Origin of the sequence: Paraburkholderia silviterrae, assembly GCF_004353915.1 — a bacterium.
Taxonomy (GTDB): Bacteria; Pseudomonadota; Gammaproteobacteria; order Burkholderiales; family Burkholderiaceae; genus Paraburkholderia; species Paraburkholderia silviterrae.
In genome coordinates this window covers 712,454-735,719 of the sequence record NZ_SMRP01000001.1, presented here as the reverse complement: position 1 = coordinate 735,719, position 23,266 = coordinate 712,454, and the positions used below count along the sequence as shown (strand labels likewise).

Sequence of the window (23,266 nt, the reverse complement as noted above, 5' to 3'; positions counted from 1 at the left end):
GTGAAACCCCCACACCTTGCCGGTGCGTTGCGCGAGCCAGGCGCGCCGTGCCTGGGCGCCAGCTACCGGCGTGAGCGGACTCTAATCCTGTGAAGACGCCTGCGCGCCTGCATTGCGCGGCGCGCGTTCGCGCTCGAGGCGGCGCATGGCCTCACCCACGTCCTGGCTGAATTGCGCGAGCGCGGCCAGCTCGATATTGGGCGGCTGCAGCGCATTCCACAACACGTCGGCGAGCTTCTCTGCTGTGGCGTCGATATCGGTGCGGCGGTTGCCGAGCGTCGCGTCCCAGAGCACGTGCTCCATCGGCCCGAAGATGAGCGAGCGCAACAGGCGCAGCGGCATGTCGTTGCGAATCTGCCCGCATTCCTGGCCGCGCGCGAGCACGCGCATGAGCGGCGCTGTGTAGCGCCGCTGCATTTCCGTGAGCGCTTCGCTAAGCTCGTGATGGCGCGTGCGCCCCTCCGAAAGCACCAATTCGCAGATGCCCGTGCCACTCTCCAGCATCAGCTGCAAATGCATGCGCACGATGAATGCAAACTGCTGACGAACGGTGCCATCGCGCGGCAGGCCGGCCTCGATCGCCTCGATCGATTCGTCATACCAGTCGCCGATCACGCGCGAGCACAGCTCGCGCTTGCCGCGAAAGTAGCTGAACACCGTGGCTTCGGAGATGCCCAGCCGCTGCGCGATTTCGGCGGTGGTGGCGCGCGTGTAACCCTTTTCGGAGAACACCTCGCGCCCGGCCTCGAGTATCTCCTTCACGCGCTGCTGGGACTTGCGCCCGGCCGGCTGGCGGCGCGACGCGGACAGGAAGGTATTGGGGGCGGTAGACATTCTGAGTAAGGTTCAGTTTACGGCGGGATTCGTCCCAATTATGCACGATGTTTCACGCTTTGCAACACGTTGAAAGCGCTATGAAGTGGAGATTACAAGAAATCTGAGCGTTACTCAAAAATTTCTATTGACGTTAACGTAAATGTGGCGTGAAATGTGTCCCCAAGGGGCAAGTCGCGTCACTCGCGAGAACGCCCGCGCCCTACACAGGAGACACAGGATGAGCAACGTACCCGGTTTGCAGTTCCCGCTTGGCGAAGAAGTCGAAATGCTGCGCGACAGCATCCAGAACTTCGCGGCCAAGGAAATCGCCTCGCGCGCGGGCGAGATCGACCGCACCGACCAGTTCCCGATGGACCTCTGGCGCAAGTTCGGCGACCTGGGCGTGCTCGGCATGACCGTCTCCGAAGAATACGGCGGCGCGAACATGGGCTACACGGCGCACATGGTGGCGATGGAAGAGATCTCGCGCGCCTCGGCTTCGGTCGGCCTGTCGTACGGCGCGCATTCGAACCTGTGCGTGAACCAGATCCACCGCAACGGCACCGAGGCGCAAAAGCGCAAGTACCTGCCCAAGCTCGTCTCGGGCGAGCACGTGGGCGCGCTTGCGATGAGCGAGCCGAACGCCGGCTCCGACGTCGTCAGCATGAAGCTGCGCGCCGATAAAAAGGGCGACAAATACGTGCTTAACGGCACGAAGATGTGGATCACCAACGGCCCGGATTGCGACACGCTCGTGGTCTATGCGAAGACCGATCTCGAAGCGGGCCCGCGCGGCATCACGGCGTTTATCGTCGAGAAGGGCATGAAGGGCTTTTCCGTGGCGCAAAAGCTCGACAAGCTCGGCATGCGCGGCTCGCATACGGGCGAGCTCGTGTTCCAGGATGTTGAGGTGCCCGAAGAAAATATCCTCGGCCAGCTCAACGGCGGCGTGAAGGTGCTCATGAGCGGCCTCGACTACGAGCGCGCCGTGCTCGCGGGCGGCCCCACGGGCATCATGGCCGCCGTGATGGATTCGGTCGTGCCGTACATTCACGAGCGCAAGCAGTTCGGCCAGGCCATCGGCGAATTCCAGCTCATCCAGGGCAAGGTCGCCGACCTCTATACGACGTTCCAGGCGTGCCGCGCGTATCTCTACGCAGTGGGCCGTCAGCTCGACACGATCGGCACGGATCATGTGCGCCAGGTGCGCAAGGACTGCGCCGGCGTGATTCTCTACACCGCCGAAAAGGCTACGTGGATGGCCGGCGAGGCCATCCAGATCCTCGGCGGCAACGGCTATATCAACGAATATCCGGTCGGGCGTCTCTGGCGCGACGCGAAGCTCTACGAAATCGGCGCGGGCACGAGCGAGATTCGCCGCATGCTGATCGGCCGCGAGCTGTTCGCGGAAACCGCTTGATTTCGCCCTCCTGAGGAACCACGAGATGCCGATCATCGAATCGAAACTCAATCCGCGCTCGGATGACTTCAAGACGAATTCAGCCGCGCTCGAAGTGCTGGTCGCGGACTTGCGCGAGAAGATCCAGAAGCTGTCGCTCGGCGGCGGCGAGGCTGCGCGCGACAAGCACGTCTCGCGCGGCAAGCTGTTGCCGCGCGAGCGCATCGCGCAACTGCTCGACCCGGGCACGCCGTTTCTCGAGCTTTCGCAGCTCGCGGCCTACGGCATGTATAACGACGACGCGCCGGGCGCGGGCATCATCACGGGCATCGGGCGCATCGCGGGCCAGGAGTGCGTGATCGTCTGCAACGACGCGACCGTGAAGGGCGGCACGTACTATCCCGTCACCGTGAAGAAGCACGTGCGCGCGCAGGAAATCGCGCAGGAAAACAACCTGCCTTGCGTGTATCTGGTCGACTCGGGCGGCGCGAACCTGCCGAACCAGGACGACGTCTTCCCAGATCGCGACCACTTCGGCCGCATCTTCTACAACCAGGCGAATCTCTCGTCGCAGGACATCCCGCAGATCGCCGTGGTGATGGGCTCGTGCACGGCGGGCGGCGCCTACGTGCCGGCGATGAGCGACGAGTCGATCATCGTGAAGAACCAGGGCACGATTTTTCTCGGCGGCCCGCCGCTCGTGAAGGCCGCAACCGGCGAGGAAGTGAGCGCCGAAGACCTCGGCGGCGGTGACGTGCATACGCGTCTTTCGGGCGTGGCCGATCATCTCGCGCAGAACGATGCGCATGCGCTTTCAATCGCGCGTTCGATCGTCGGCAATCTCAATCGCACGAAGACGCCGCCTGTCGTGATGCGCGAGCCGCTGCCGCCGCGTTACGACGCCAGGAGCCTCTACGGCGTGATTCCCGTGGACACGCGCAAGCCTTTCGACGTGCGCGAAGTGATCGCGCGCATCGTCGACGATTCCGCCTTCGACGAATTCAAGGCGCGCTACGGCACGACGCTCGTCACGGGCTTCGCGCACATCTGGGGTCATCCGGTCGGGATCATCGCGAACAACGGCATCCTCTTTTCCGAGTCGGCGCTCAAGGGCACGCATTTCATCGAGCTGTGCTGCCAGCGCAAGATTCCGCTCGTGTTCCTGCAGAACATCACGGGCTTCATGGTGGGCCGCAAGTACGAGAACGAAGGCATCGCGCGCAACGGCGCGAAGATGGTGACGGCGGTGGCGACGGCGAAGGTGCCGAAGTTCACGGTCATCATCGGCGGCTCGTTCGGCGCGGGCAATTACGGCATGTGCGGCCGTGCATACTCGCCGCGCTTCTTGTGGATGTGGCCGAACGCGCGCATTTCGGTGATGGGCGGCGAACAGGCCGCCTCCGTGCTCGCCACGGTGCGCCGCGACGGTATCGAAGGCAAGGGCGGCTCGTGGAGCGCGGAAGAGGAAGAGGCATTCAAGCAGCCGATTCGCGACCAGTACGAGCGCCAGGGGCATCCGTACTATGCGAGCGCGCGCCTGTGGGACGACGGCGTGATCGATCCGGCCCAGACGCGCGACGTGCTCGGCCTCGGGCTTTCGGCCACGATGAACGCGCCGATCGAGGATACGCGCTTCGGCGTGTTCCGCATGTAAGCGCGCGTGGAGAAGAAGACATGACGATGCAATACGAAACGCTGCTGGTCGATGTGACGGGCCATGTCGCGACCGTCACGCTCAATCGCCCCGACGTGCGCAACGCGTTCAACGAGACGATGATCGCCGACGTGACCGCGGCCTTCACCGCGCTCGGCGCGCGCGACGATGTGCGCGCCATCGTGCTCGCGGGCAACGGCAAGGCTTTCTGCGCGGGCGCGGACTTGAACTGGATGCGCAAGATGGCCGGCTACTCCGACGAAGAGAACCGCGCCGACGCACTGCGTCTCGCGCACATGCTCTCGGCCGTCTACCGCTGCCCGAAGCCTGTGATCGCGCGCGTGCATGGCGATGCCTACGCGGGCGGCATGGGCCTCGTGTGCGCGGCCGATATCGTCGTGGCCGTGGAGACGGTGCACTTCTGCCTTTCCGAGGCGCGCCTTGGGCTGATGCCCGCGACCATTGCGCCGTACGTGATCCGTGCGCTCGGCGAGCAGGCTTCGCGCCGCTACTTCGTGACGGCGGAGGCATTCGATTGCGCGACCGCGCTGCGCCTCGGCCTCGTGAGCGAAGCGGTGAGCGCGGCCGAGCTCGACGCCACCGTTGAGCGCATTGCCGACACGCTCAGCGCGAACAGCCCGAACGCGGTGCGCGAGTGCAAGCAGCTCGTGCAGGACATCGCGGGCGAGACGCTGGACGACGCGCTGATCGAAGACACGGCTGTGCGGATTGCGCGCATCCGCGCGAGCGAGGAGGGACGCGACGGCGTGTCGTCGTTCCTCGAGAAGCGCACGCCACGCTGGCGTGATCCGGCGTGAATGACAGGCGCACCAGAACGATTGCGAGACTTCCTATGTTCAACAAGATTCTGATTGCCAATCGCGGCGAGATTGCCTGCCGGGTCGCGGCGACTTGCCGACGCCTCGGCATCAAGAGCGTGGCCGTTTATTCGGACGCCGATGCAAATGCCAAACACGTTGCCGCGTGCGACGAGGCCGTGCATATCGGCGAGGCCGGCGCAGCGCAGAGCTACCTGCGCATCGAGCGCATCATCGCCGCCGCGAAGGCGACCGGCGCACAGGCGATTCACCCTGGCTACGGGTTCCTTTCGGAAAACGAAGATTTTGGGCGCGCCTGCGAAGAGGCCGGCATCGTCTTCATCGGACCGCCGGTTGAGGCGATCGCCGCGATGGGATCGAAGGCCGCGGCCAAGGCGCTCATGCATGCAGCAGCCGTGCCGCTCGTGCCGGGCTACCACGGCGACGACCAGGACCCCGCGCTGCTCCAGCGCGAAGCCGACGCGATGGGTTATCCCGTGCTGCTCAAGGCGAGCGCGGGCGGCGGCGGCAAGGGTATGCGCGTGGTCGAGCGCAGTGAGGACTTCGCGGCGGCGCTTGCCTCGTGCAAGCGCGAGGCCGCGAGCAGCTTCGGCAACGACCGCGTGCTGATCGAGAAATACCTCACGCGCCCGCGCCACGTGGAAGTGCAGGTGTTCGCAGACAAGCATGGCGGCGCCGTGTATCTGTTCGACCGCGATTGCTCTGTGCAGCGCCGTCACCAGAAGGTGCTCGAAGAAGCGCCCGCGCCGGGACTCGATGAGAGCGTGCGGCGCGCAATGGGTGAAGCCGCGGTGGCCGCGGCGCGCGCGGTGAACTACGAGGGCGCGGGCACCGTCGAGTTCATCATGACGGGCGCGGACTTCTACTTCATGGAGATGAACACGCGCCTGCAGGTCGAGCACCCGGTGACGGAAATGGTCACGGGCCTCGATCTCGTCGAGTGGCAGTTGCGTGTGGCGGCGGGCGAGCCGCTGCCGCTCGAGCAGTCGCAGCTCACGGTGACGGGACACGCGCTCGAAGCGCGTATCTATGCCGAGAACCCCGCGCGCGGCTTTCTGCCTTCGACGGGCACGCTCAAGCATCTGCGCATGCCCGCGGGCGTCGAGTTCAGGATTGGCGATGCGGGCGAGCGCGCGAGCGTGCGTATCGACAGCGGCGTGCGCGAGGGCGACACGATTACGCCGTTCTATGACCCGATGATCGCCAAGCTCATCGTGCATGGCGCGACGCGCGACGATGCGCTCGCACGCATGCGCCGGGCGCTGGAGGAGTGCGAAGTCGTTGGCCCGCATACGAACGTCGAGTTCCTGCATCGGCTCGTGACCTGCGAGCCGTTCGCGAGCGCCGATCTCGACACGGGCCTGATCGAACGCCACAACGACGCGCTGTTCGCGCCGCAGAACAAACCGTTGCGCGAGGTGCTCGCGCTGGCTTGCGCGGCGCTGATCGCGCGCGAGGGCGGCCTGGGGCAGGGCGCATCGCCGTGGCAATCGCTCGCGCATTGGCGGCTCAATGGCGGCTTTGCGCAGACCTTCGAATGGCGCGACGTCGAAAGCGATGAGGCATTTTCGACGGCATTCACACACGACGGCGGCGCACAGACGCTCGCGTTGGCGGGCCAGCAAGCGCGCTACACGTGGTGGCGCGGCGAAGGCGCCGACGAATACGGCGTGACGATTGGCGATATGCGCGTGACGGGCCGTGTGTTCATCGACGGCGACGTCTTCCACGTGTTCTGCCTTGGCACGGCCATGGTGTTCGAATGGCGGAACTTGCTTGCGCACGCGGCGGACGCGGAGCACGGCGAAGGCCGCCTCACGGCGCCGATGCCGGGCAAAGTGATCGCCGTGCTCGTGGAGCCGGGCGCGGTGGTGGAGAAGGGCGCGCCGCTCATCGTGATGGAGGCGATGAAGATGGAGCACACGATTGGCGCGCCGGCGGCGGGCAAGGTGACCGAAGTGCTCTACGCCGTGGGCGACCAGGTCGCCGATGGCGCCCAACTGCTGATGCTGGAAGCAGAGTGATAGTTTGAAAGTGAAGACCTGAGAGTTTTACCTTGGGGCGTTTCGCGAGAGCGAAACGCCTTTTTTTGCGCCTCCTCTTTCACCGGCGGCGCAAATTGCAACGCCACCGCAATCCGGTTCCATGCATTGATGTTGGCGCGTCTGGCGCGCGAGGACGATGTGGTGTGAGCGTCGCACACCGCGTTATTGCGCGCGCGCGAGCGCGCACGAATGATCGAGCAGGCCTTCGGCGGTGCCGGTGCCGCCTTCCACGTCCAGCCCGCTGTTGACGACGAGCCAGCCATCGCGCGCGGTGTCGGGGCCGGCGCCGGTCACGAGGATCGTTTGCACTGCCATGCTTTGCTGCGCGCCCAGGTCGCGTGCGACCACGCGGAACGGATTGCCGCCGTCGTCGAGACGCGTCACGCGTGTGACGCGGTAGCGCTTGCCGTCCAGCGTCGTCCAGCGCCACGTGCCGGGTGTGTCGTGCCGATACGGCGCGAGCGCATCGGCAATGTCGTTGCGCATGCAATCGACGTGGATATGCAACTGGTCCTGCGAGCGCCGCTGCGACGAGTTGATTTCGAGGCCGAGCTGGGTGGGAGCGAGCGTCGCTTTCAGTTTGGCGTCCACGTAGCGCCCTGCGGCCCATGCCCCCACCCAATACTCGGGCGAACCGCCATAGAGAATCTCGGCGCTTTCGATGCCCGATACGCGGTCGGTCGGAATCAGCAGATACTGTGCGCGTCCGTTGATGTCCTTGAGCACCGCATAGCGCTTCTGGAAGTCCACCGTCGTGCACGGGCCGGGGTCGCCCCTGTCGCGCGCGTTCGGCACGCATTGTTCGCCAACGACTTTCCAGAGCCCGTTTGCGTCGAGCGCGGAAAGACGCACGCAGCCGGTGGCGGCGAGCGCTCCAATGAGCGCAACGAAAAGCGCTGCGAAAGCAGACCGGGAGCGAGAGACGGCAGAGAAGACGTGAGGCATCGGCGCTAAACGGGAGAGTCGGGCAATTCGGGAATGGGGCGCACGATGCGCTTCACTGCGCCCGTGCAGACGGCGCGCTCGCACGGGCGACCTTGCTGCCGCGAGTGTAGCCGAAACAAGTGACGCGCTTATTTACGGCGCGCGTGGAACGTAACGGGTTGCTCGCGCGAGGAGGCATCGGCGCGTGCATCGGCAGGCGCATTGGTCGGCCCGCAGGTTCCGCACGTGCCGCAGCCGTCGCCGCAATTGCCGGTAGCGCCTTTCGGCTGCACGAGGCGGCCTATGCGTTGCGCGAATGCACCGCGTTGCGGCCGCAGCAGCGCAGCCGCGGCGGCGGCTTGCCAACGTGCGGTCGTCCTGGGCGCAAGCTTGCGCAGCGCCGTCCACAGGCTTGCGGCCACGAGCAGTGCAATGACCACATACTGAAGAACGAGACTCGTGCTCATACGAAGCGGCTCGCGATCTGGTACGTGACGAACGAGGCCGCGTAGGCCACCACGAACATATAGCTGAACGAGATCACCACGGCGCGCCAGGAACGCGTTTCGCGGCGGATCACGGCGAGCGTCGACATGCACTGCGGCGCGAACGCGAACCACACCATCAGCGAAAGCGCGCTGGCCAGCGAAAAATTCTGCGCGAGCGTGTGGCCGAGCGCGACGATGTCGCCATCGCCGCTCGCCACCGAATAGACCGTCGCGAGCGCGGCCACTGCCGTTTCGCGTGCGGCGAACGCGGGGATCAGCGCGAGGCTCATCTGCCAGTTGAAGCCGAGCGGCGCGAACGGCCATTGCAGCGCGCGGCCGAGATAGCCCGCGATCGTATAGTCGATGGCCGGCTGCGTCGCGCCATCGGGCGGCGAGGGGAACGTGGAGATGAACCACATCAGCACAGTCAGTGCGAGGATGATGCCGGTGAGACGCTTCAGGAAGATCGAGCCGCGTTCCCACAAGCCGATTGCGACGTCGCGCGCGCGCGGCAGGCGGTACGAAGGCAATTCCATCAGCAGCGCGTGCTCGCCGCGGTCGCGGCGCAGCTTCTTCATCACCCAGCCCACCGCCATGGCGCCCACGATGCCGGCCGCGTAGAGCGCGAACAGCACGAGCCCCTGCAGATTGAACACGCCGAAGATCAGCCGGTGCGGAATGAACGCGCCGATCAAGAGCGCGTAGACGGGCAGGCGCGCCGAGCACGTCATGAGCGGCGCGACGAGTATCGTGGCGAGCCGGTCGCGCGGATCGGAGATGCTGCGCGTGCCCATCACGCCGGGAATCGCGCAGGCGAAGCTCGACAGGAGCGGAATGAACGAGCGGCCCGTCAAGCCGACCGAGACCATCATGCGGTCGAGCAGGAAGGCCGCGCGCGGCAGATAGCCCGATTCCTCCAGCACGAGGATGAAGAAGAACAGCACGAGAATCTCGGGCAAAAAGCCGAGCACGGTGCCTACTCCACCGAAAAGGGCGTCGGTGACGAGGCTGCGCAGCGGGCCGTCGGGCAGCGCCGCGCCCACGACGCCGCCAAGCCAGCCGAAGCCGTCGCCGATGGCGTCGGTGAGCGGCTTGCCGAGCGAATAGACGGCCTGGAACACGAGGAACATCACCACCGCGAGAATCAGCGGGCCTAACACCGGATGCAGCGCGAAGCGGTCGATGGCGTCGTCGCGCGCGTCGGTGGCGCGCGGCATGGTCACGGCGTCGGCGAGGATGCGCCGCACCGTGGCGTGCAGGTCGGCGTCGTCGTTCTGGCTCGTGCCGCCCTCATGCGAGGCGGGCGCCGCATCCGTGCCCACCCGGTCGATCAGGTCGATGAGCGCCTGGGCGCCGCCGCGCCGCACGGCCACGGTCTCGACCACGGGCATGCCAAGCTCGCGCGAGAGTGTGGCGACGTTCACCTGAATGCCCCGGCGTTTCGCGGCGTCCATCATGTTGAGCGCGAGCACGACCGGACGGCCCATGCGCTTGACCTCGAGCACGAAGCGCAGATGCAGGCGCAGATTGGTGGCGTCGGCGACGCAGACGATCAGGTCGGGCGCCGCCTCGCCCGGATAGCGGCCGAGCAGCACGTCGTGAGTGACGCGCTCGTCGGGGCTGGTCGAATCGAAACTGTAGGCGCCGGGCAGATCGAGCACCTGAATATGGCGGCCCGTGGGCGTGGCGAAGCGGCCTTCCTTGCGCTCGACCGTCACGCCCGCATAGTTCGCCACCTTCTGGCGTGCGCCCGTGAGCAGGTTGAATAGCGCGGTCTTGCCGCAATTGGGATTGCCGACGAGGGCGATGCGCAGCGGTGCCTGGCTCATGCGGCGGCTCCCGCGCCGGCATTCAGGCTCACGCTGACGCGCTGCGCCTCCGCGCGTCGCAGCGCGAAGCGCGTCGAGCCGATCTGCACGAGCAGCGGATCGGCGCCCCACGGCGCGCGCGCGACGACGCGCACGGGCTCACCGGGGACGAAGCCGAGATCGCGCAGGCGCTGGGCGATGGGGTCGCGGGCCGAGGCGTCATCGACGCGCTCGACATAGGCAGTGGCGCCCTTGGTCAGGTCGGTCAGCCGCATGGGGATTCTTGTCGTCTTGAAATGAGAACGGTTCTCATTGTAACGGCGATGACGGGGGTTGGGTGGCCAATCGGGCAACGGCGGGTTGATGCAGATGGGGTGTGCGGTGGGGACGGGTTGCCGGGGCGGGCAGCGGATGGGCGGGTGCGTGGAATTGACGCATGAGGGCAGTGGCGTGGGTATTGCCAAACCGCGTTTGGCCGCATGCGGCCACTTTCTGGTCGCGTGGGTTTCGAGCGTGAAACCGAGGCATATGGAAGAGCGCGCGTACTATCGCGGCTAGCGGAGTCGACTGGCGAGTTGGCTGATCGGTCAACGCATTGGGTCGTGCTTCATTTCACTGGGGTGAAAAACCATGCTCAGAAATGCTTTGCAATCAGGCTTGGCTGCTGCCGTTGTATCGATACTGGGGGCGTGTGCAATGCCGCCTGCTGGCCCTGCCGGCGCATCCATCGATCCACCGCAGGCAGAACGCGTGATGACGCTGAACGCGTCGGGCGTGCAGAACTATGCGTGTGAGTACGACGCGCAGCATCGTCTGGGATGGGTGTTCAAGAGCCCGCAGGCAACGCTTTTCGATGCGAGCGGTCACGCGGTGGTTCGGCACGGCGCAGGGCCTTCATGGGAAGCCGAGGACGGCAGCCGTATTGTGGGGCACGTGATTGCGCAACGACCCAGTGAAACGCCGGCAAGCATCCCGCAACTCTTGCTTGAAACGCATGGCGTGGCCGGTGCCGGTACGCTGTCGGCAATCCGGTATGTGCAGCGCGTACATACTGTCGGCGGGCTGACGCCGTCCGCGCCATGTTCGACAGAGCACCAGCTTGGCAGCTCGCCTTATCTTGCGGAATATGTTTTCTATCGGTAGTGGCTAACTATATTCGTAATCCTTATTGACAGGGCGATCATATTCATCTCTTTCCGCACGCCGACCACTTACCCAGCCGGCGTGCGCGAGTGAAAGCCCTCAAAGATCACTGCGCGATCGGCACCGTCACATCGGTTCCGAACCAGTGCTCCGAGATCTTCTTCAGCGTCCCGTCCTGCTTCAACGAAGTCAGCGCGTCGTTGATCGCTTTCTCGAACTTGGGATTGCCCTTGCGGAACGGAATGCCCATTTCCTGATTGGCGCCCTGGAGCACCGCGCCCGGGCGCAGCGGCAACTGTGAAGTCTTGATCATATACGGCAGCATCAACCGGTCGTCGATCGTGGCATCGATGCGCTTCGCTGCCAGATCACGCAGCTTTTCGGGTGCACCCGGATAGGTCTGCACGTTGATGCCTGGCACGGCGCGCGCCATCTGATCGTAGTTCGTCCCGAGCGTCACGCCGAGTTTCTTGTCGCCCTTGAATTCGTCGAGCGCCTTGAACTCGCGCTTGTCGTCGGCGCGCTGAATCAGCTGGGCTGCGGAATAGGTATAGGGCTGGCTGAAATCGAGCGCCTGCTGGCGCTGCGGCGTGATGGTCACCTGATTGACGATCACGTCGAATTTGCCGGCTTGCAGCGCCGCGATGATGCCGCTCCATTCGGTGGGAATGAACTCGGGCTTCACGCCCAGCTTGGCCGCAACCGCTTTCGCAACGTCGACGTCGAAGCCTACGAGTTCACCCTGGGTGTTGCGGGAGTCGAAGGGCGGATACGTGCCTTCGAGACCGACTTTGAGCACCCCGGCCTGCTTCACGCTGTCCAGCAGGTCTTCCGCATGAGCGGCAACGGCGGTCAGGCTAAAAGCCGATACGGCAAGTACGCTGGTAAAGAAGAGCTTCGAAAGCTTCATTATTCGTCTCCAGGTTATTGGAATATCGGACTGCGCGATGGCGCGCCAAAGCATCTTACCCCGTCAAATTTCCGGCGCCGGCAACGTCCCCAAAATCTCCTCGAACGCGAGCCCGATCGCGAGCAGCCTGCGGTCGCTGCCGGTCGGCCCGTCGAGTTCGAGGCCGACCGGCAGCCGTCCATCGATCAGCCCCGCGGGCAGCGCGAGGCCCGGAATGCCCGCGTTGCTCGCGGGATCGGTGTTGCGCAGATACGCCTCCAGTTCGTCGATCGGTGCGCCGCCATCGATCGATACGCTCGACGATCCGTTCATCTCGTCGATCTTCACCGCCGCGAGGCGCGTCGTCGGAAAGAGCAGCGCGTCAAGGCCGCTGGCGGCGAAGGTCTGCGCATAGAGCTGCTGCAGCCGCGGCCGCCATACGGTCATCGCTGTTTGATAGTCGCCGCCGCGCCTATCCGCGAGGATGTCGTCGTAAGCCGCGCGCACGTCCGGGCTCGCGATGCGCGCGGCCACGTCCGCTACGGTCCGCGCGTGGCTGGGGTTCGCGACGAGCCACGCCTGCAGGTCCTCGATCGGCTCGTGCAGCGCGATGGCCATGCTCACGCGGTCATTGAGCGTGAAGATTTCGCTCATCGCCACGGGCACGAGCGTGACGCCGGCCGCTTCGAGTTTCGCGAGCGCCGCGCGGGCCACGCTCTCGGTCGCGGCTTCGAGCCCTGCCCAGAACGGCGCGGGCAAGCCCACGCGCAGATTCGTTACGGCGGCCTGGGCGAGCGGGCCGTGCCCGGTGATCACGCCGTCGATGAGTGCCGCGTCGGCGACGGTGCGCGCCATCGGCCCGACGGTGTCGCGCGTATGGCTGATCGGCACGACGGCCTGCGGGTCGTGGTAGCGGCGCTGCGTGCCGCCGTCGCCCACGCTCGGGCGCAAGCCGACAATGCCGCATAGCGCGGCGGGTATGCGCGTGGAGCCGCCGGTGTCGGTGCCGAGGCCTGCGGGCACGATGCGTGCCGCGATGGCGGCGGCCGTGCCGCCCGACGAGCCGCCGGGAATTCGTTCGGGGTCCCAGGGGTTGCGCACAGGGCCCGCGTGCGGCGCGAGATTCGTGCTCGTGATGCCGAACGCGAGCTCGTGCATATTGGCCTTGCCGAGCAAGATCGCGCCGGCGTCCACGAGCCGCTGCACCGAAGGCGCATGGCGCGCGGGGACGAAGCCTTCGAGCGCGGGCGTGCCCGCCGAGGTCTGCAGGCCGCGCGTGTTGATGTTGTCCTTCACGACCACGGGCAGGCCCGCGAGCGGCAGATGCGCGCGCTCGTGAGTGCCGAGCGAGTCGATGCGCCGTGCGGCGGCTAGCGCCCCTTCCACGTCGAGCGAGGTGAGCGCGTTGAGGTTTTCCAGCGCCTGCGCGCGCGCGAGCAAGGTGGCGACGTAATCGGCGGCTTTGAGCCGCCCCGTGCGGATGGCCTCGACGGCTTGCGTCGCGCTCAGTGCCAGTTGCTGGTCGACAGTCCAGGTCATGCAATCTCCTTCTCGTGCGGCCGTGGGGGGCGAGGCATCGCGATGCGCTCGTGCCGGATGCTTCGTCGTGCGCACCCCGGTGCGCGTTACGTCTTCATGAAGCGCAGTGCGATGCGGGCGAGCGTGGGCACGAGCGTCGGGCGCAACAGGCGCGAATCGTAGCCCCGCATGCGCGCCTCGTCTTCGCGCAGGCACAACTCGATCAGCTCGCGCGGCTTGAGCGAATCGCCCAGTACTTCGCGGTTGGCGGGCAGGAAGTTCGAGTCGTGCGCAACGCCGTCGGCGTCGATGCCGCGCGCAATCGCCACGCGGTCCCACACCAGTTTGATCCAGATTGCCGCGACGCGCAGCGAGTGCCACGGCCGGCGCCACCAGGGCAGATTCTTGCGATACCACGCCACCCAGTTCACGAAGAAGAGGATGTGGCGCGCTTCTTCCTGGATCACGGGTTCGAAGGTCTCGACGAGCTCGGCGGGAAAAAATCCCGAGCGCTGCGCGGAGCGGAACAGGCCAAAGGCGAAGAAGCTGTCGACGCACTCGCTGTAGCCCGTGAACATCCACGCCCATTCGGGGTTTTTCGGCGGAGGGTAGGCAGGTTCGGGTGCGAGCGCGATGCCGTAGGCCTCGACGAGATGCGAGAGCACGACCTTGTGGCGCGCTTCTTCGTCGCCGTCCATTTCGATGGCGGCGCGCAAGAGCGGATCGGCCACCGTGGCCGCCCAGGTTTTCACGCGGATCGACGCGCGGCCTTCGGTCTGCACGGCGATGTCCCAGATCGGCAGCGAAGTCAGGCGCCGCAGCGCGTCGGGCTCGAGCTTCGGCCAGTCGAGCACCGCGGGGCGGTAGGGATCGTGCGTGTCCAGCAGCATCCGGCAAAACATCTTCCGGTGCTCGTCCGATCCGATCCTGATGGGCCCTGGCGTGTCGTGCGTCCAGTGCCGCAGCGCGGCGTCCTGGTCGGCGAGGGCGCTTTCGTCAACGCTTGCGCCTTCGGCTGGATGCGTCAGGGTGTCGGCCATTGAGCGTGAAAGGGGACGGTGATTTGACTCCTATTCTGTCACAACTGTAAGGATGACGGAGGCGTCACGCGCAGCGGCGCTGTTCGTCGATCCACATGCGCGCCCAGCGGCACGCGTAGGCGAGCGCGTGGCGTTCGTCGAAAAAGTAGTCGAGCGCGTCGAACGAAACGAGCGCGCCGCGCGCGGCGCTTCGAAGCGAGTCCGACGCGTCGTTCAATGGGGTGCCCGTCGCCGGCTGTGACGGCGCTGGCGCGACCGGCAGCGTGCCGATCGTGAGATTGGCGGCATACAGGCCGTTCGGAAGCCGCTGTGCGCTCGGCGCGACTTCGTAGCCTTTATAGCGGATAGGTGCGTTCATGGCCTCTGCATCCTGCTGGTGCGTCCTGCTCTTGTGCGTATTGCGCATGGGCGCCTCGTTGCTCGTTTCCCGGTACGAGTGAAGCGTAGGGGCTGCCGCGCGCGTGTGAAACCAATCATTCGTCGCAAGCAAATCACGGGTGGCCTGGAACGGTCAGCAGAATGATCAGGATGAGGCGAGATTACGGTTCGCCTTCAATGTGGATCGCGTGGCGCGAGGCGTCTGTGTGCTGGATGACGCAACGCGCATGCCTGTGTGCGCCAGCGCGCACAGACCGTGCGGATCGGCGAGGGAAGTGGCGCGCAACACGTACGCGCACGTACGCGAGGCACGCCTGGAGTTGAGGAGGGCTGCCGCCGGGATGGCGCTCAGGTCAGCAGCCCATAGTGCCAGGCCAGTCAGGGCTGGGACCGCGCGTGCACGGAGCACGCGTACGACGATTCGAATGCCGATTCAAACGGCGACGCTGAGTCGATCCTCATTGCGCGCCGCGCCGGCGCCCGCCGCGATTGCACGCGCGTCGCCAGCCTGCGAAGCCGCGCGCTGCGCATCGAACGCGAGCGCGAACTGCGCGGCCTGCTGGCCGACGGTGAAGAGCTGCTCGACGACTTTCGCATCCGAGCATTGATGCGCGCTCTCGAAGCGCGTCTCGAGCGTGTTGATGCCGGCGCCGAACGGCGTCGGCCAGCCGCGCAGCGCGTGCACGATCGAGCGCAGCGAGGCGAGCACGGAGCCGGTGGCCTGCCAGCCGTAGGCGGTCACGATGCAGCCCACGGCGCGGCCGTCGAGATACGGGCGCGCGTCGGCGCGCAGCTCTTCGAGCGTGTCGAGCGCGTTCTTCACGAGACCCGAGACGCCGCCGTGATAGCCGGGCGTCCCGATGATGACGGCGTCCGCCGCGCGCACGGCTTCGATCAGCTCGCGCTGGGCGTCGGTGAGCGTGCCGTTTTCGGGCGCGTAGTGGGGCAGGCTGTGCAAGAAGGTGCCGCCGAACAGCCGCGTGCGCGCGCCGGCCTGCTCCGCGCCGCGCAGCGCGAAGGCGAGGGCGCGCTCAGTCGACGACGCTTCGCGCGTCGTGCCGCCAATGCCGACCACGAGCGGGCGGTGTCTGGAATCGGTAATGCTCAAGGGGTGCTCCTCGGATATGCGGTGGGGCTCAGTGCGGGCCTTCGGCGACGCGCGGCAACGCGTGATTTCGCCATTGGCGCCCGGCTCCGAACTGGCGCGGGTGAGGCCTCACTAAGGCCTGATTTACGCCTGGTTGGCCCGGCTGTTGCCTCGTTATGGTCTGAACGAAGCCTGAAGTGCCATCTTAGTTAGCGCGCCGCGCCGCGCGAAACGACTTTTTGTTCTAAGGATATGCATACGGGGCAGGGTCGGTTGTGCGTGCCGCGCGCCATATGCATAGCTGAAAGCATTGGTTGGTCCGCCTGAAGGGCACGGCTAAGATGAAACCGTCTCCTCCATGAGCATCTCCTTGACATGGGATTCGGCCCCGCACCGCAAGGTGACGGGGCTTTTTTTCGCGGTTTTGTCTGGAGACGGCGGCGCTCAGTGCGCTCGCGAGCTGAACGGCGCGGCGGCCGGGACGGTGGGCACGAGCATGAGCGGGCTTTGCGCACGGCGTGCCGGTTGTGCAGGGGCCGCATAGCTCACTTGCAGGACGTTGCCGTCCGGGCCGATCTGCGGCGGGATGTAGGGCGTGCGGTCGCGATTCGTCTTCGAGCTTGCCGCGGCGCCGTGGCCCGTGCTGCCGGGCACAGTGGGCAGCATCGGCACGGTGGCTGCCGAAGCGCGTACCGCGGGCTCGGCCACCTTGCGCGCGTCCAGGCGCCCGGCGGTCGTGAGCTTGTGCTTCGTGCCATGGTGCGCGTGGGTCTTCTTCCCAGGCGTGGCCGGATGGGCGCCTGGCGTGCGTGCTGCGGGCACGCGTGCCTCCGGTGGATTCCAGACCTCGGTGTAGTGTTCCCCAGCGAGTGCGCTGGATGCGAGGACGCACAGCAAGGTCCCCGTCAAGATGAATCGCACGTCGTGATCTCCGTTTCGGTGAGCAGACCCGCCTGGCTGCACCGGCCCCGCGCGGTGCGCGAGGCTGGCGGACGCGCCTGCCCGAAGGCGGCGCAGCCCGGTACGGCAAGCGGGCGGCACGGAGGGTCGGCTGCACGCACTGTACATTCGTACAGCGGTGAATGCAAACGTTTGTCGGAGCGTACCGCGCCAATGTTGCGCCGATGCGGCAACCGGCGTGCGAAGGTCCGCAGGGCCTGTTGCTGGCGTGAACAGGCCCAGGCCTCAGGCGTCGGAAGCGGCAGTGCCGTGCCGCCCTAGCCAGTGCCCGTAGCTGCGCGGCGAGAAAGCCAGCGTGAGCACGATCATCGAGGAGATGGAGATGGCAAGCATGATCCACGCGCCGGTGAAGCCACCGGTGAGGTCGCGCACGCGGCCGGCCACGACCGGTGCGATCGCTGCGATCACGAAGCCGAGGCCCTGCACGAACGCGACGAGGCGTGCCGCGATGCGGTGATCGCCCGAGTGATCGAGGACGGTCACGAGCGAAACCGAGAAGGTGCCGCCGAGCCCCGCGCCTGCAAACGCCACCCACAGAAGCGGCGCGGCCTCGGGCCGGGCGGCGAGGCCGACGATGCCGATCAATTGCGCGCTCAGCCCGGCGACGAGCCAGGGACGGCGGTCCTTGAAGCGGGCCGCCGCAAGCGGCAGCAGGAGCGCGCAGATGGCCTGGAAGACCGTCATGGCGGCGAGCAGCGAGCCGCTGGCCGCGACGCTCGCGCCGTGCTGCTGGTAGTACGCGGGCAGCCACGCCACGAGGCTCGTATAGCCGCCGTTCACGAGGCCGAAGTGCAGGCCGAGCGTCCATGCGCGGCGCTTGCGCCACACCGGCACGTGGGGGGGAGCGCCGGCCGCTCCGGCCGCCTTGCTTGCCGCCGCGCCTGCCGTCGCGCTTGTCCCGGCTTGTGCGCCTTGCTGCGCGTCGCGGCTGAGCCAGGCCCACAGCGCGAGCGCGGCGAGCGCGGGCACCACCCAGACGGCGAGCCCCGCGTGCCACGAGCCGCCAAGGCGCGCGGCCAGCGGGCTCAGGCTCGCGCCAAGGCCGCCGCCGCTCATGATCGATGCCGAAAACAGCCCCATCGCGAGCGGCACGCGATGAGCGAAGCGCTGCTTCATCACGGCGGGCAACAGGGCTTGAATGGCCGCGACGCCTGCACCGGCCGCGGTGGCCGTGAGCATGAGCGCGCCGCCCGTCGACGCGAACGCGCGCGCGCCGCAAGCCGCCGCAATGGCGACGAGGCCGAGCGCCACGCCACGCGTCTCGCCCAGACGCCGCGCGAGCACGCCGGTGCCGAACGCGCCCAGTCCCATCGCGACGACCGGCAGGCTCGTCAGCAGCGAGGCGCCGTAGAACGAGAGGCCGGTGGCCTGGCGGATGGTCGCCATGAGCGGGCTGATCGAGGTGAGCAGCGGCCGCAGGTTCAAGCCGATGACGACGATGGCGGCGTACCAGGCGAGCGCGCTCGTGCGCGCCGATACGGCCACGCCGTACTGGCGGGAATCGATGGGGTCGGAACTCATGCTCATCTGGTCAACTTTAATGACAATTTTGGTTGACCATTGTAAGAGATAATTGTCAACAATCATGGGGGCGGCAGCTATTCCGGGTATAGGGCGAAAAACGATGCCGGCACACGCGCTGCGTATATTGTCTGGGCTGGCGCGTCGCTACAATGCCGCTTGATTCCGTTCGTATGTGCCTTCTTTCATGGCTTCTACAACCCGATCTGCCCGCACGGGCGAACCTCCTCATAGCGATGACGCGATGGCCGCCAACGCGGGGCGCGTCGCGGGCGAAAGCGCCGACGACGTCCAGGCGCAGATCTACGCCTCGATCAACTCGGCGCTCCTGCAAGGCAAGCTTGTGCCAGGGCAGCAGCTCGTCGAGCGTGAGCTCGCGGCCGCGTTCGGCTGCACGCGCGGCGCACTGCGCAAGGTGCTCGCGCGCCTCGGCTTCGAAGGCAAGCTCGAGCTCGAGCCCAATCGCGGCGCGTTCGTGCCGTCGCCCTCTGAAGAGGACATTCGCGCGACGTACCGGGCGCGTCAGGTGATGGAGGCGGGGGTCGTCGTGAGTCTGTGCGGCGCACTTGACTCGGGCATGCGCCGCCAGCTCGCCGCGCATGTGCGCAGCGAGAAGAAGGCGCTGCGCGAGGGCCGAGTGGATGAGGCGGTGCGCCTCGCGGGCCAGTTCCATCTGATCCTGACTGAGCTCGCGGGCGGCGCTGCGCTCGTAGCGGCGCTCGCGCCACTCGTCGCGCGCACTGAGCTCTACAAGGCGCTATTCGATCCGTCGAAGGCCACTTCGTGCGCGCCCGACGAGCACGCGCAAATCATCGCGGCGCTCGATGCGGGCGAACAGGTGGCAGCGCTTGCCACGGCGCGCGAGCATCTGGCCGAAATCGAGGAGCGGGTGGTGCGCCAGGCCCGCAAGCGCCAGGGCCGCGACCTGAAGGCCGTGTTCGCCGATCCGGCCACTTGAGCGCGTGGCATATCCCGTGCGCTGACGCAATAACGCGGCGGCAGCGTGGCAACAACGTGCCGATAACGCGGCGATAACACGGCGATAACACGGCGATAACACGGCGATAACACGGCGATAACACGGCGATAACGGCGCGCCTCAGAGGCGCGTGAGCGCAACGCGCACCGGCTCGTCCGCTACTGCTGTTTTTCGCGTTCGCGCCTGAAAAGCTCGAGTTCTTCCGCCATGGCGCGCGCGACGGCCGGACGCTCGCGCATGCGCCGCGCGTAATCCGCAACGGCAGGCCAGCGCGCGAGATCGATGCCCGCATACGGGGCCCAGTTGAGCACGGTGACCAGATAGGCATCGGCGACACTGAATGCATCGAGCAGATACGCACGCCCCGCAAGATGCGCCTCGAGCATCGCGAAGCGCTTGTCCACCTTGTCGCGCGCGTAGCGCTTCACGGCTTCATCCACGCCCTGGCCCAACAGCGGCACGAACACCGCCTTATGCAGCTCCGTGCCGATGAAGCCGAGCCACTGATGCATGCGCGCACGCTCGCGCGTGCCGGCGGGCGGCGCGAGCTGCGCCTGCGGGAAGCGGTCGGCGACCCACGGCAGCACAGCGGTGTTTTCGGTCAGCGTCCAGCCGTCGTCCTCGCGCAGCACCGGCACCTGGCCGAGCGCATTGACGGCGTAAAAGTCGCCACCTTCCGCAATCAGTTTGGACTGCGTATCGACTTGTATGAAGCGGGCGGACGCATCCGCTTCATAGAGAGCGATACGCGTGGCGAGCGAGCAGGCGAGCGGGGCGAAGTACAGTTCCATCGTCATCCTCCTTGGCGGGTTTTTGTACTATAGTGGACAAAAATGGCCGTTCCAATATTTCTATGCAATCCGGTACAAAAAAGGATAGCCGTCCACGCGGGCGGCCCCGCGCCTACGATCCCGAGCAGGCGCTCGCGCATGCGCGCGACACTTTCTGGCACAACGGCTATGCAGGCACCTCGCTCGACGACCTGAGCGCGGCGACCGGCATGAACCGGCCGAGCCTGTACGCCGCGTTCGGCGACAAGCATGCGCTTTATTTGCAGACCGTCGAGCGCTACATCGAAGCGGGGTCCGCGGCAATGGCAGCGGCGCTCGACGAGACGCTTCCGCTTGCCGAGGCGCTGCTGCGCGTATTCGATGGCGCGCTCGCGTGGTACTTGCCGCCGCACGCGGCGCAGCGCGGGTGTCTGCTGATCGGCACGGCGGCTGTCGAGGCGGTGGCCGACGCGGCGGTGCGCGAGCGCCTCGCGACGGGCCTGCGCGCGTTCGACAAGGCCTTCGAGCGTCGTCTGCGGCATGCTGTGCAGCAAGGCGAACTGGCGGCGGATGCCGATCCTGCGATGCTCGCGCGCGTGGCATCGGCGCTCCTGCACAGCATCGCCCTGCGCGCGCGTGCCGGCGAGCCGCGTGCGGTGCTGCGCGCGACGGCGGTGGCAGGCGTGGCGCTCATCTGCGGCACGGCGGCGCAGACGAACGCGACCTCGAAGCCCCGCGCGATCCGTTGCTAAACTACGGCGGTGGCGCAATATCGATTTGCGCGATCGATGAGGGAAAGGCAATGGTGCGTTATCGGCACTACAAGGGTGGCATCTACGAACTGGTTTGCGAGGCGACGCTCGAATCCGATCCCACGGTCACGATGATCGTGTACCGGGCGGCGAACGGCACGATCTGGACGCGGCCGGCTTCCGTCTTCTTCGAGCTGGTCGAATTCGAAGGCGCGCTCATACCGCGATTCGCTCCCGTCAATTGACCGTTTTTCTATTAGTGAGGTTTGTCCCAGGATGCGTCTACTCATTGCACTCGTTTTGCCCTGGTTGTTGTTCTTCACGATTGGCCGGCCGATCGCGGGCATCATCTGCCTGATCCTGCAAATCACCTTGATCGGGTGGATTCCCGCCGCTATCTGGGCCGTGTATTCGCTCAGCCAATTTCAGACCGATCGGAAAATCGACAACGCGCTCGGCCGACGCAACTAAGCTCAAAGCATTATGCGGCTGACTGCTGGATCCGGCAGACCGGGCCGTTACATTCGTAACCCACACTCACAATTCAGCGAGAACTTAAGACTGGCGCCGCTTTCTTACAAACAGAAAGGAGGCTTCGCCATGCTCAAATATGCGCTGATGGCCGGTGCCGTTGCCCTGCTGACAGGGTGTGTGGCACCGGGTTACGACTACGGCTATGGTCAACCCGGTTATTACGATCCCGGCTACGCGCCGGGCTATGCCACGCCGGCGTACGGCAGCGTGAATATCGGCATTTGGGGCGGTGGTGGCGGGTATTACCGCGACCATGACTACGATCGCCGCGGCTGGCATGACGGCGGCCACGGCGGATGGCAGGGGCGACCCGATGGCGGCCGCGGCGGCGATCCGGGTGGCGGGCGTGGTGGCGGCGGTCGCGGCGGCGATCCGGGCGGCTGGCATGGTGGCGGCGGCCGCGGCGGCGATCCGGGTGGCGGGAATGGCGGCGGCGGTCGCGGCGGCGATTCAGGCGGCTGGCATGGCAGCGGCGGCCGCGGCGGCCCGTGGGCACCCTCCGGTGGAGGTGGCGGACGTGGCGGCGGTCACGACGGCGGAGGTGGCCGTCACTGACGGCCATGGCGCCAAGCCATCGACGGCAGAAACGATCAGGCCCGCCGCTCTTTCGAGCGGCGGGCCTGATTTGCTTCGGCGCGACCTGAGCTGGCGGGTGCCAAGGCACCTGAAACACAGCGGCGCAACCGCGACTGCGCGGCTACGCCCGTTCAAGCGTGCTTACTGACCGGACTGCGACGTGCCAGTCGTCGACGGGCCGTAGGCGGTGTTGGCCTTGTCGGCAGCGACCTTCGCTTCCGCAGCCTGAATGTTTTCGGGGTAGTGCATCCAGTCGCTCGGATCGTAGCCCGCGGCGCGCAGCTGGGAGAGTTCGGCGCGAACTTGCGCGCGGGTGACCGGCTGAGCTTGCGATTGGGCGAACGAAAGCGCCGGAACGGTGATGATGGCGGCAACGACGGCGGCCTTGATAAACGAATTCATAACTGTAACCTCCAAGTTCTTTATAAGAGGTCCGCGCGATGGCGTGACCCATGGCGACACTTTAGGTCTTTGGGGCATCAGGGTAAATACTGATAAAGCGAATTCAGTGTTCTCCTGGCGACAACAATCCAGCGCGGATTTCGTCTGATTATTTCGAGGAAGGGGCCGGATGGGGTGTTGGTGATGGGGGCGGCGTGGCTGCCCTCGCGCGCGAATTATTGCGAAATTCGCAACTGGAATTCACCACGATCGCGCTATATCCGGAGCCCGCGCTTGCCTAGAATTCAGTCAACGCCTGCGGTGCGCGATGCGATGCACCGCGCCAGGCGATTCGAACAATTCTGGAGGTAATCGTCATGAAGTCGCTCATTCAAGCCGTTGTCATCGCTACCGCATGTGCCGCGCCGCTGGCCGCTTTCGCCCAGTCCGACCAGGGCCTCACGCGCGACCAGGTGCGCGCCCAGCTCGTCGAGTTCCAGCAGACCCAGCGCAATCAGAACGTCGCCACGACGGCGGTGAATGCGCCCATGACCCAGGGCGACAGCTCGTATGGCGGCGTGAGCAACTCGTCGTCGATGGCCGGCGCGCTCTACGTCTCAGAAGCCGCCCGCAAGGGTTCGCAGTCGGTGTATTTCGGCGGCCAGTAACACCGCCCACCGGGGCGCCTGACGCCCCGGCTCCTCAAAAAGCAAAACCGGCCCGCGATGTGAAGTCGCGGGCCGGTTTTGCTTTTTTGTCGTCGGG

The 23,266-nt window shown here is 66.2% G+C and carries 24 protein-coding genes and 2 pseudogenes; 11 read left to right on the top strand and 15 right to left on the bottom strand.

What is annotated here, in order from left to right; translation table 11 throughout:
• Window positions 1–81: 81 nt before the first annotated feature.
• Together EYW47_RS42630 and EYW47_RS42625 are read right to left on the bottom strand one after the other, a co-directional pair.
• A pseudogene (locus EYW47_RS42630) lies at window positions 82–528 on the bottom strand (TetR/AcrR family transcriptional regulator C-terminal domain-containing protein); the annotation flags it as partial.
• A gap of 105 nt (window positions 529–633) precedes the next feature.
• Window positions 634–834: pseudogene (locus tag EYW47_RS42625) on the bottom strand (TetR/AcrR family transcriptional regulator); the annotation flags it as partial.
• Between the two features lie 220 nt (window positions 835–1,054).
• Between EYW47_RS42625 and EYW47_RS03220 the strand changes: the two are divergent.
• The 4 genes from EYW47_RS03220 to EYW47_RS03205 are packed head-to-tail and all read left to right on the top strand — an operon-like array spanning window position 1,055 to window position 6,732.
• Window positions 1,055–2,236, top strand: a complete 1,182-nt coding sequence (locus tag EYW47_RS03220; RefSeq protein WP_133193420.1) for an isovaleryl-CoA dehydrogenase — start codon at window positions 1,055–1,057, stop codon at window positions 2,234–2,236.
• Window positions 2,237–2,261: 25 nt separating this feature from the next.
• A complete protein-coding gene (locus EYW47_RS03215; RefSeq protein ID WP_133193419.1) occupies window positions 2,262–3,869 on the top strand; it encodes a carboxyl transferase domain-containing protein in 1,608 nt (535 codons plus the stop codon).
• A 26-nt stretch (window positions 3,870–3,895) separates the two neighbouring features.
• Window positions 3,896–4,687: an enoyl-CoA hydratase/isomerase family protein gene (locus EYW47_RS03210; protein ID WP_133193613.1), complete on the top strand. Its 792-nt coding sequence runs from the start codon at window positions 3,896–3,898 to the stop codon at window positions 4,685–4,687.
• A gap of 35 nt (window positions 4,688–4,722) precedes the next feature.
• Window positions 4,723–6,732 carry an acetyl/propionyl/methylcrotonyl-CoA carboxylase subunit alpha gene (locus EYW47_RS03205; protein ID WP_133193418.1) on the top strand — a complete coding sequence of 670 codons (2,010 nt, stop codon included), beginning with the start codon at window positions 4,723–4,725 and terminating at the stop codon, window positions 6,730–6,732.
• Between the two features lie 183 nt (window positions 6,733–6,915).
• Here the strand turns inward: EYW47_RS03205 and EYW47_RS03200 are convergent, their stop codons facing one another.
• The 4 genes from EYW47_RS03200 to EYW47_RS03185 all read right to left on the bottom strand — a co-directional run bounded on the left by EYW47_RS03200 (window position 6,916) and on the right by EYW47_RS03185 (window position 10,248).
• Complete coding sequence (locus EYW47_RS03200; RefSeq protein ID WP_338117807.1) at window positions 6,916–7,605, bottom strand: CDP-diacylglycerol diphosphatase; 690 nt, start codon at window positions 7,603–7,605, stop codon at window positions 6,916–6,918.
• Between the two features lie 221 nt (window positions 7,606–7,826).
• The gene (locus EYW47_RS03195) at window positions 7,827–8,144 is read right to left on the bottom strand and encodes a DUF6587 family protein (RefSeq protein WP_133193416.1); all 318 of its coding nucleotides are present in this window, start codon (window positions 8,142–8,144) and stop codon (window positions 7,827–7,829) included.
• Entirely contained in the window at window positions 8,141–9,994 is a 1,854-nt protein-coding gene (feoB, locus tag EYW47_RS03190; protein WP_133193415.1) for a ferrous iron transporter B, read from the bottom strand. The genes EYW47_RS03195 and feoB overlap by 4 nt, the downstream gene beginning before the upstream one ends.
• On the bottom strand, window positions 9,991–10,248 hold the full coding sequence (locus tag EYW47_RS03185) for a FeoA family protein (RefSeq protein WP_133193414.1): 258 nt from the start codon (window positions 10,246–10,248) through the stop codon (window positions 9,991–9,993). Before EYW47_RS03185 ends, feoB begins: the two co-directional genes overlap by 4 nt.
• A 355-nt stretch (window positions 10,249–10,603) precedes the next feature.
• On the opposite strand from EYW47_RS03185, the gene EYW47_RS03180 reads away from it, so the two are divergent.
• The gene (locus EYW47_RS03180) at window positions 10,604–11,116 is read left to right on the top strand and encodes a DUF3455 domain-containing protein (protein WP_133193413.1); all 513 of its coding nucleotides are present in this window, start codon (window positions 10,604–10,606) and stop codon (window positions 11,114–11,116) included.
• A 106-nt stretch (window positions 11,117–11,222) separates the two neighbouring features.
• Here the strand turns inward: EYW47_RS03180 and EYW47_RS03175 are convergent, their stop codons facing one another.
• The 7 genes from EYW47_RS03175 to EYW47_RS03145 form a co-directional block, all read right to left on the bottom strand.
• Window positions 11,223–12,026, bottom strand: a complete 804-nt coding sequence (locus tag EYW47_RS03175) for a transporter substrate-binding domain-containing protein (RefSeq protein ID WP_133193412.1) — start codon at window positions 12,024–12,026, stop codon at window positions 11,223–11,225.
• Between the two features lie 63 nt (window positions 12,027–12,089).
• Complete coding sequence (gene iaaH, locus EYW47_RS03170; protein WP_133193411.1) at window positions 12,090–13,544, bottom strand: indoleacetamide hydrolase; 1,455 nt, start codon at window positions 13,542–13,544, stop codon at window positions 12,090–12,092.
• Between the two features lie 86 nt (window positions 13,545–13,630).
• Window positions 13,631–14,563, bottom strand: coding sequence for a ferritin-like domain-containing protein (locus tag EYW47_RS03165; RefSeq protein ID WP_133193410.1), 933 nt, complete (start codon window positions 14,561–14,563; stop codon window positions 13,631–13,633).
• 64 nt (window positions 14,564–14,627) lie between these two features.
• Window positions 14,628–14,921 (bottom strand): transcriptional regulator, encoded by a 294-nt coding sequence (locus tag EYW47_RS03160; protein WP_133193409.1) that lies wholly within the window; start codon window positions 14,919–14,921, stop codon window positions 14,628–14,630.
• 453 nt (window positions 14,922–15,374) lie between these two features.
• The gene (locus EYW47_RS03155) at window positions 15,375–16,067 is read right to left on the bottom strand and encodes an NADPH-dependent FMN reductase (protein ID WP_377784808.1); all 693 of its coding nucleotides are present in this window, start codon (window positions 16,065–16,067) and stop codon (window positions 15,375–15,377) included.
• 405 nt (window positions 16,068–16,472) lie between these two features.
• Window positions 16,473–16,949, bottom strand: a complete 477-nt coding sequence (locus EYW47_RS03150) for a hypothetical protein (RefSeq protein ID WP_133193407.1) — start codon at window positions 16,947–16,949, stop codon at window positions 16,473–16,475.
• 264 nt (window positions 16,950–17,213) lie between these two features.
• Window positions 17,214–18,509, bottom strand: coding sequence for a cyanate transporter (locus EYW47_RS03145; RefSeq protein ID WP_133193406.1), 1,296 nt, complete (start codon window positions 18,507–18,509; stop codon window positions 17,214–17,216).
• Window positions 18,510–18,753: 244 nt separating this feature from the next.
• On the opposite strand from EYW47_RS03145, the gene EYW47_RS03140 reads away from it, so the two are divergent.
• Entirely contained in the window at window positions 18,754–19,467 is a 714-nt protein-coding gene (locus tag EYW47_RS03140; protein WP_133193405.1) for a GntR family transcriptional regulator, read from the top strand.
• Window positions 19,468–19,646: 179 nt separating this feature from the next.
• Here the strand turns inward: EYW47_RS03140 and EYW47_RS03135 are convergent, their stop codons facing one another.
• A complete protein-coding gene (locus EYW47_RS03135; protein WP_133193404.1) occupies window positions 19,647–20,279 on the bottom strand; it encodes a glutathione binding-like protein in 633 nt (210 codons plus the stop codon).
• A gap of 62 nt (window positions 20,280–20,341) precedes the next feature.
• On the opposite strand from EYW47_RS03135, the gene EYW47_RS03130 reads away from it, so the two are divergent.
• From EYW47_RS03130 to EYW47_RS42620, 4 genes are all read left to right on the top strand, one after another.
• Window positions 20,342–21,010 (top strand): TetR/AcrR family transcriptional regulator, encoded by a 669-nt coding sequence (locus EYW47_RS03130; RefSeq protein ID WP_133193403.1) that lies wholly within the window; start codon window positions 20,342–20,344, stop codon window positions 21,008–21,010.
• Between the two features lie 50 nt (window positions 21,011–21,060).
• The gene (locus EYW47_RS03125; RefSeq protein ID WP_133193402.1) at window positions 21,061–21,255 is read left to right on the top strand and encodes a DUF1653 domain-containing protein; all 195 of its coding nucleotides are present in this window, start codon (window positions 21,061–21,063) and stop codon (window positions 21,253–21,255) included.
• A 31-nt stretch (window positions 21,256–21,286) separates the two neighbouring features.
• The gene (locus tag EYW47_RS03120; protein WP_133193401.1) at window positions 21,287–21,481 is read left to right on the top strand and encodes a YqaE/Pmp3 family membrane protein; all 195 of its coding nucleotides are present in this window, start codon (window positions 21,287–21,289) and stop codon (window positions 21,479–21,481) included.
• A gap of 316 nt (window positions 21,482–21,797) precedes the next feature.
• Window positions 21,798–22,268 (top strand): hypothetical protein, encoded by a 471-nt coding sequence (locus EYW47_RS42620; RefSeq protein WP_165976478.1) that lies wholly within the window; start codon window positions 21,798–21,800, stop codon window positions 22,266–22,268.
• On the opposite strand, the gene EYW47_RS03110 is transcribed toward EYW47_RS42620, so the two are convergent.
• Window positions 22,262–22,522: a DUF4148 domain-containing protein gene (locus tag EYW47_RS03110; protein ID WP_133193399.1), complete on the bottom strand. Its 261-nt coding sequence runs from the start codon at window positions 22,520–22,522 to the stop codon at window positions 22,262–22,264. The genes EYW47_RS42620 and EYW47_RS03110 overlap by 7 nt on opposite strands.
• A gap of 356 nt (window positions 22,523–22,878) precedes the next feature.
• Here EYW47_RS03110 and EYW47_RS03105 point away from each other — a divergent pair, with 356 nt between their 5' ends.
• The gene (locus tag EYW47_RS03105; protein ID WP_133193398.1) at window positions 22,879–23,169 is read left to right on the top strand and encodes a DUF4148 domain-containing protein; all 291 of its coding nucleotides are present in this window, start codon (window positions 22,879–22,881) and stop codon (window positions 23,167–23,169) included.
• The last annotated feature ends 97 nt before the right edge of the window (window positions 23,170–23,266 follow it).

Coding starts and splice junctions, on each gene's coding strand:
- EYW47_RS03135 (WP_133193404.1), bottom strand. CDS start 20,279: ATGGAACTGTACTTCGCCCCGCTCGCCTGCTCGCTCGCCACGCGTATC.
- EYW47_RS42620 (WP_165976478.1), top strand. CDS start 21,798: ATGACTACGATCGCCGCGGCTGGCATGACGGCGGCCACGGCGGATGGC.
- iaaH (WP_133193411.1), bottom strand. CDS start 13,544: ATGACCTGGACTGTCGACCAGCAACTGGCACTGAGCGCGACGCAAGCC.
- EYW47_RS03205 (WP_133193418.1), top strand. CDS start 4,723: ATGTTCAACAAGATTCTGATTGCCAATCGCGGCGAGATTGCCTGCCGG.
- EYW47_RS03145 (WP_133193406.1), bottom strand. CDS start 18,509: ATGAGTTCCGACCCCATCGATTCCCGCCAGTACGGCGTGGCCGTATCG.
- EYW47_RS03120 (WP_133193401.1), top strand. CDS start 21,287: ATGCGTCTACTCATTGCACTCGTTTTGCCCTGGTTGTTGTTCTTCACG.
- EYW47_RS03215 (WP_133193419.1), top strand. CDS start 2,262: ATGCCGATCATCGAATCGAAACTCAATCCGCGCTCGGATGACTTCAAG.
- EYW47_RS03195 (WP_133193416.1), bottom strand. CDS start 8,144: ATGAGCACGAGTCTCGTTCTTCAGTATGTGGTCATTGCACTGCTCGTG.
- EYW47_RS03165 (WP_133193410.1), bottom strand. CDS start 14,563: ATGGCCGACACCCTGACGCATCCAGCCGAAGGCGCAAGCGTTGACGAA.
- EYW47_RS03130 (WP_133193403.1), top strand. CDS start 20,342: ATGCAATCCGGTACAAAAAAGGATAGCCGTCCACGCGGGCGGCCCCGC.
- EYW47_RS03110 (WP_133193399.1), bottom strand. CDS start 22,522: ATGAATTCGTTTATCAAGGCCGCCGTCGTTGCCGCCATCATCACCGTT.
- EYW47_RS03160 (WP_133193409.1), bottom strand. CDS start 14,921: ATGAACGCACCTATCCGCTATAAAGGCTACGAAGTCGCGCCGAGCGCA.
- EYW47_RS03105 (WP_133193398.1), top strand. CDS start 22,879: ATGAAGTCGCTCATTCAAGCCGTTGTCATCGCTACCGCATGTGCCGCG.
- EYW47_RS03175 (WP_133193412.1), bottom strand. CDS start 12,026: ATGAAGCTTTCGAAGCTCTTCTTTACCAGCGTACTTGCCGTATCGGCT.
- EYW47_RS03210 (WP_133193613.1), top strand. CDS start 3,896: ATGCAATACGAAACGCTGCTGGTCGATGTGACGGGCCATGTCGCGACC.
- EYW47_RS03125 (WP_133193402.1), top strand. CDS start 21,061: ATGGTGCGTTATCGGCACTACAAGGGTGGCATCTACGAACTGGTTTGC.
- EYW47_RS03220 (WP_133193420.1), top strand. CDS start 1,055: ATGAGCAACGTACCCGGTTTGCAGTTCCCGCTTGGCGAAGAAGTCGAA.
- feoB (WP_133193415.1), bottom strand. CDS start 9,994: ATGAGCCAGGCACCGCTGCGCATCGCCCTCGTCGGCAATCCCAATTGC.
- EYW47_RS03140 (WP_133193405.1), top strand. CDS start 18,754: ATGGCCGCCAACGCGGGGCGCGTCGCGGGCGAAAGCGCCGACGACGTC.
- EYW47_RS03180 (WP_133193413.1), top strand. CDS start 10,604: ATGCTCAGAAATGCTTTGCAATCAGGCTTGGCTGCTGCCGTTGTATCG.
- EYW47_RS03185 (WP_133193414.1), bottom strand. CDS start 10,248: ATGCGGCTGACCGACCTGACCAAGGGCGCCACTGCCTATGTCGAGCGC.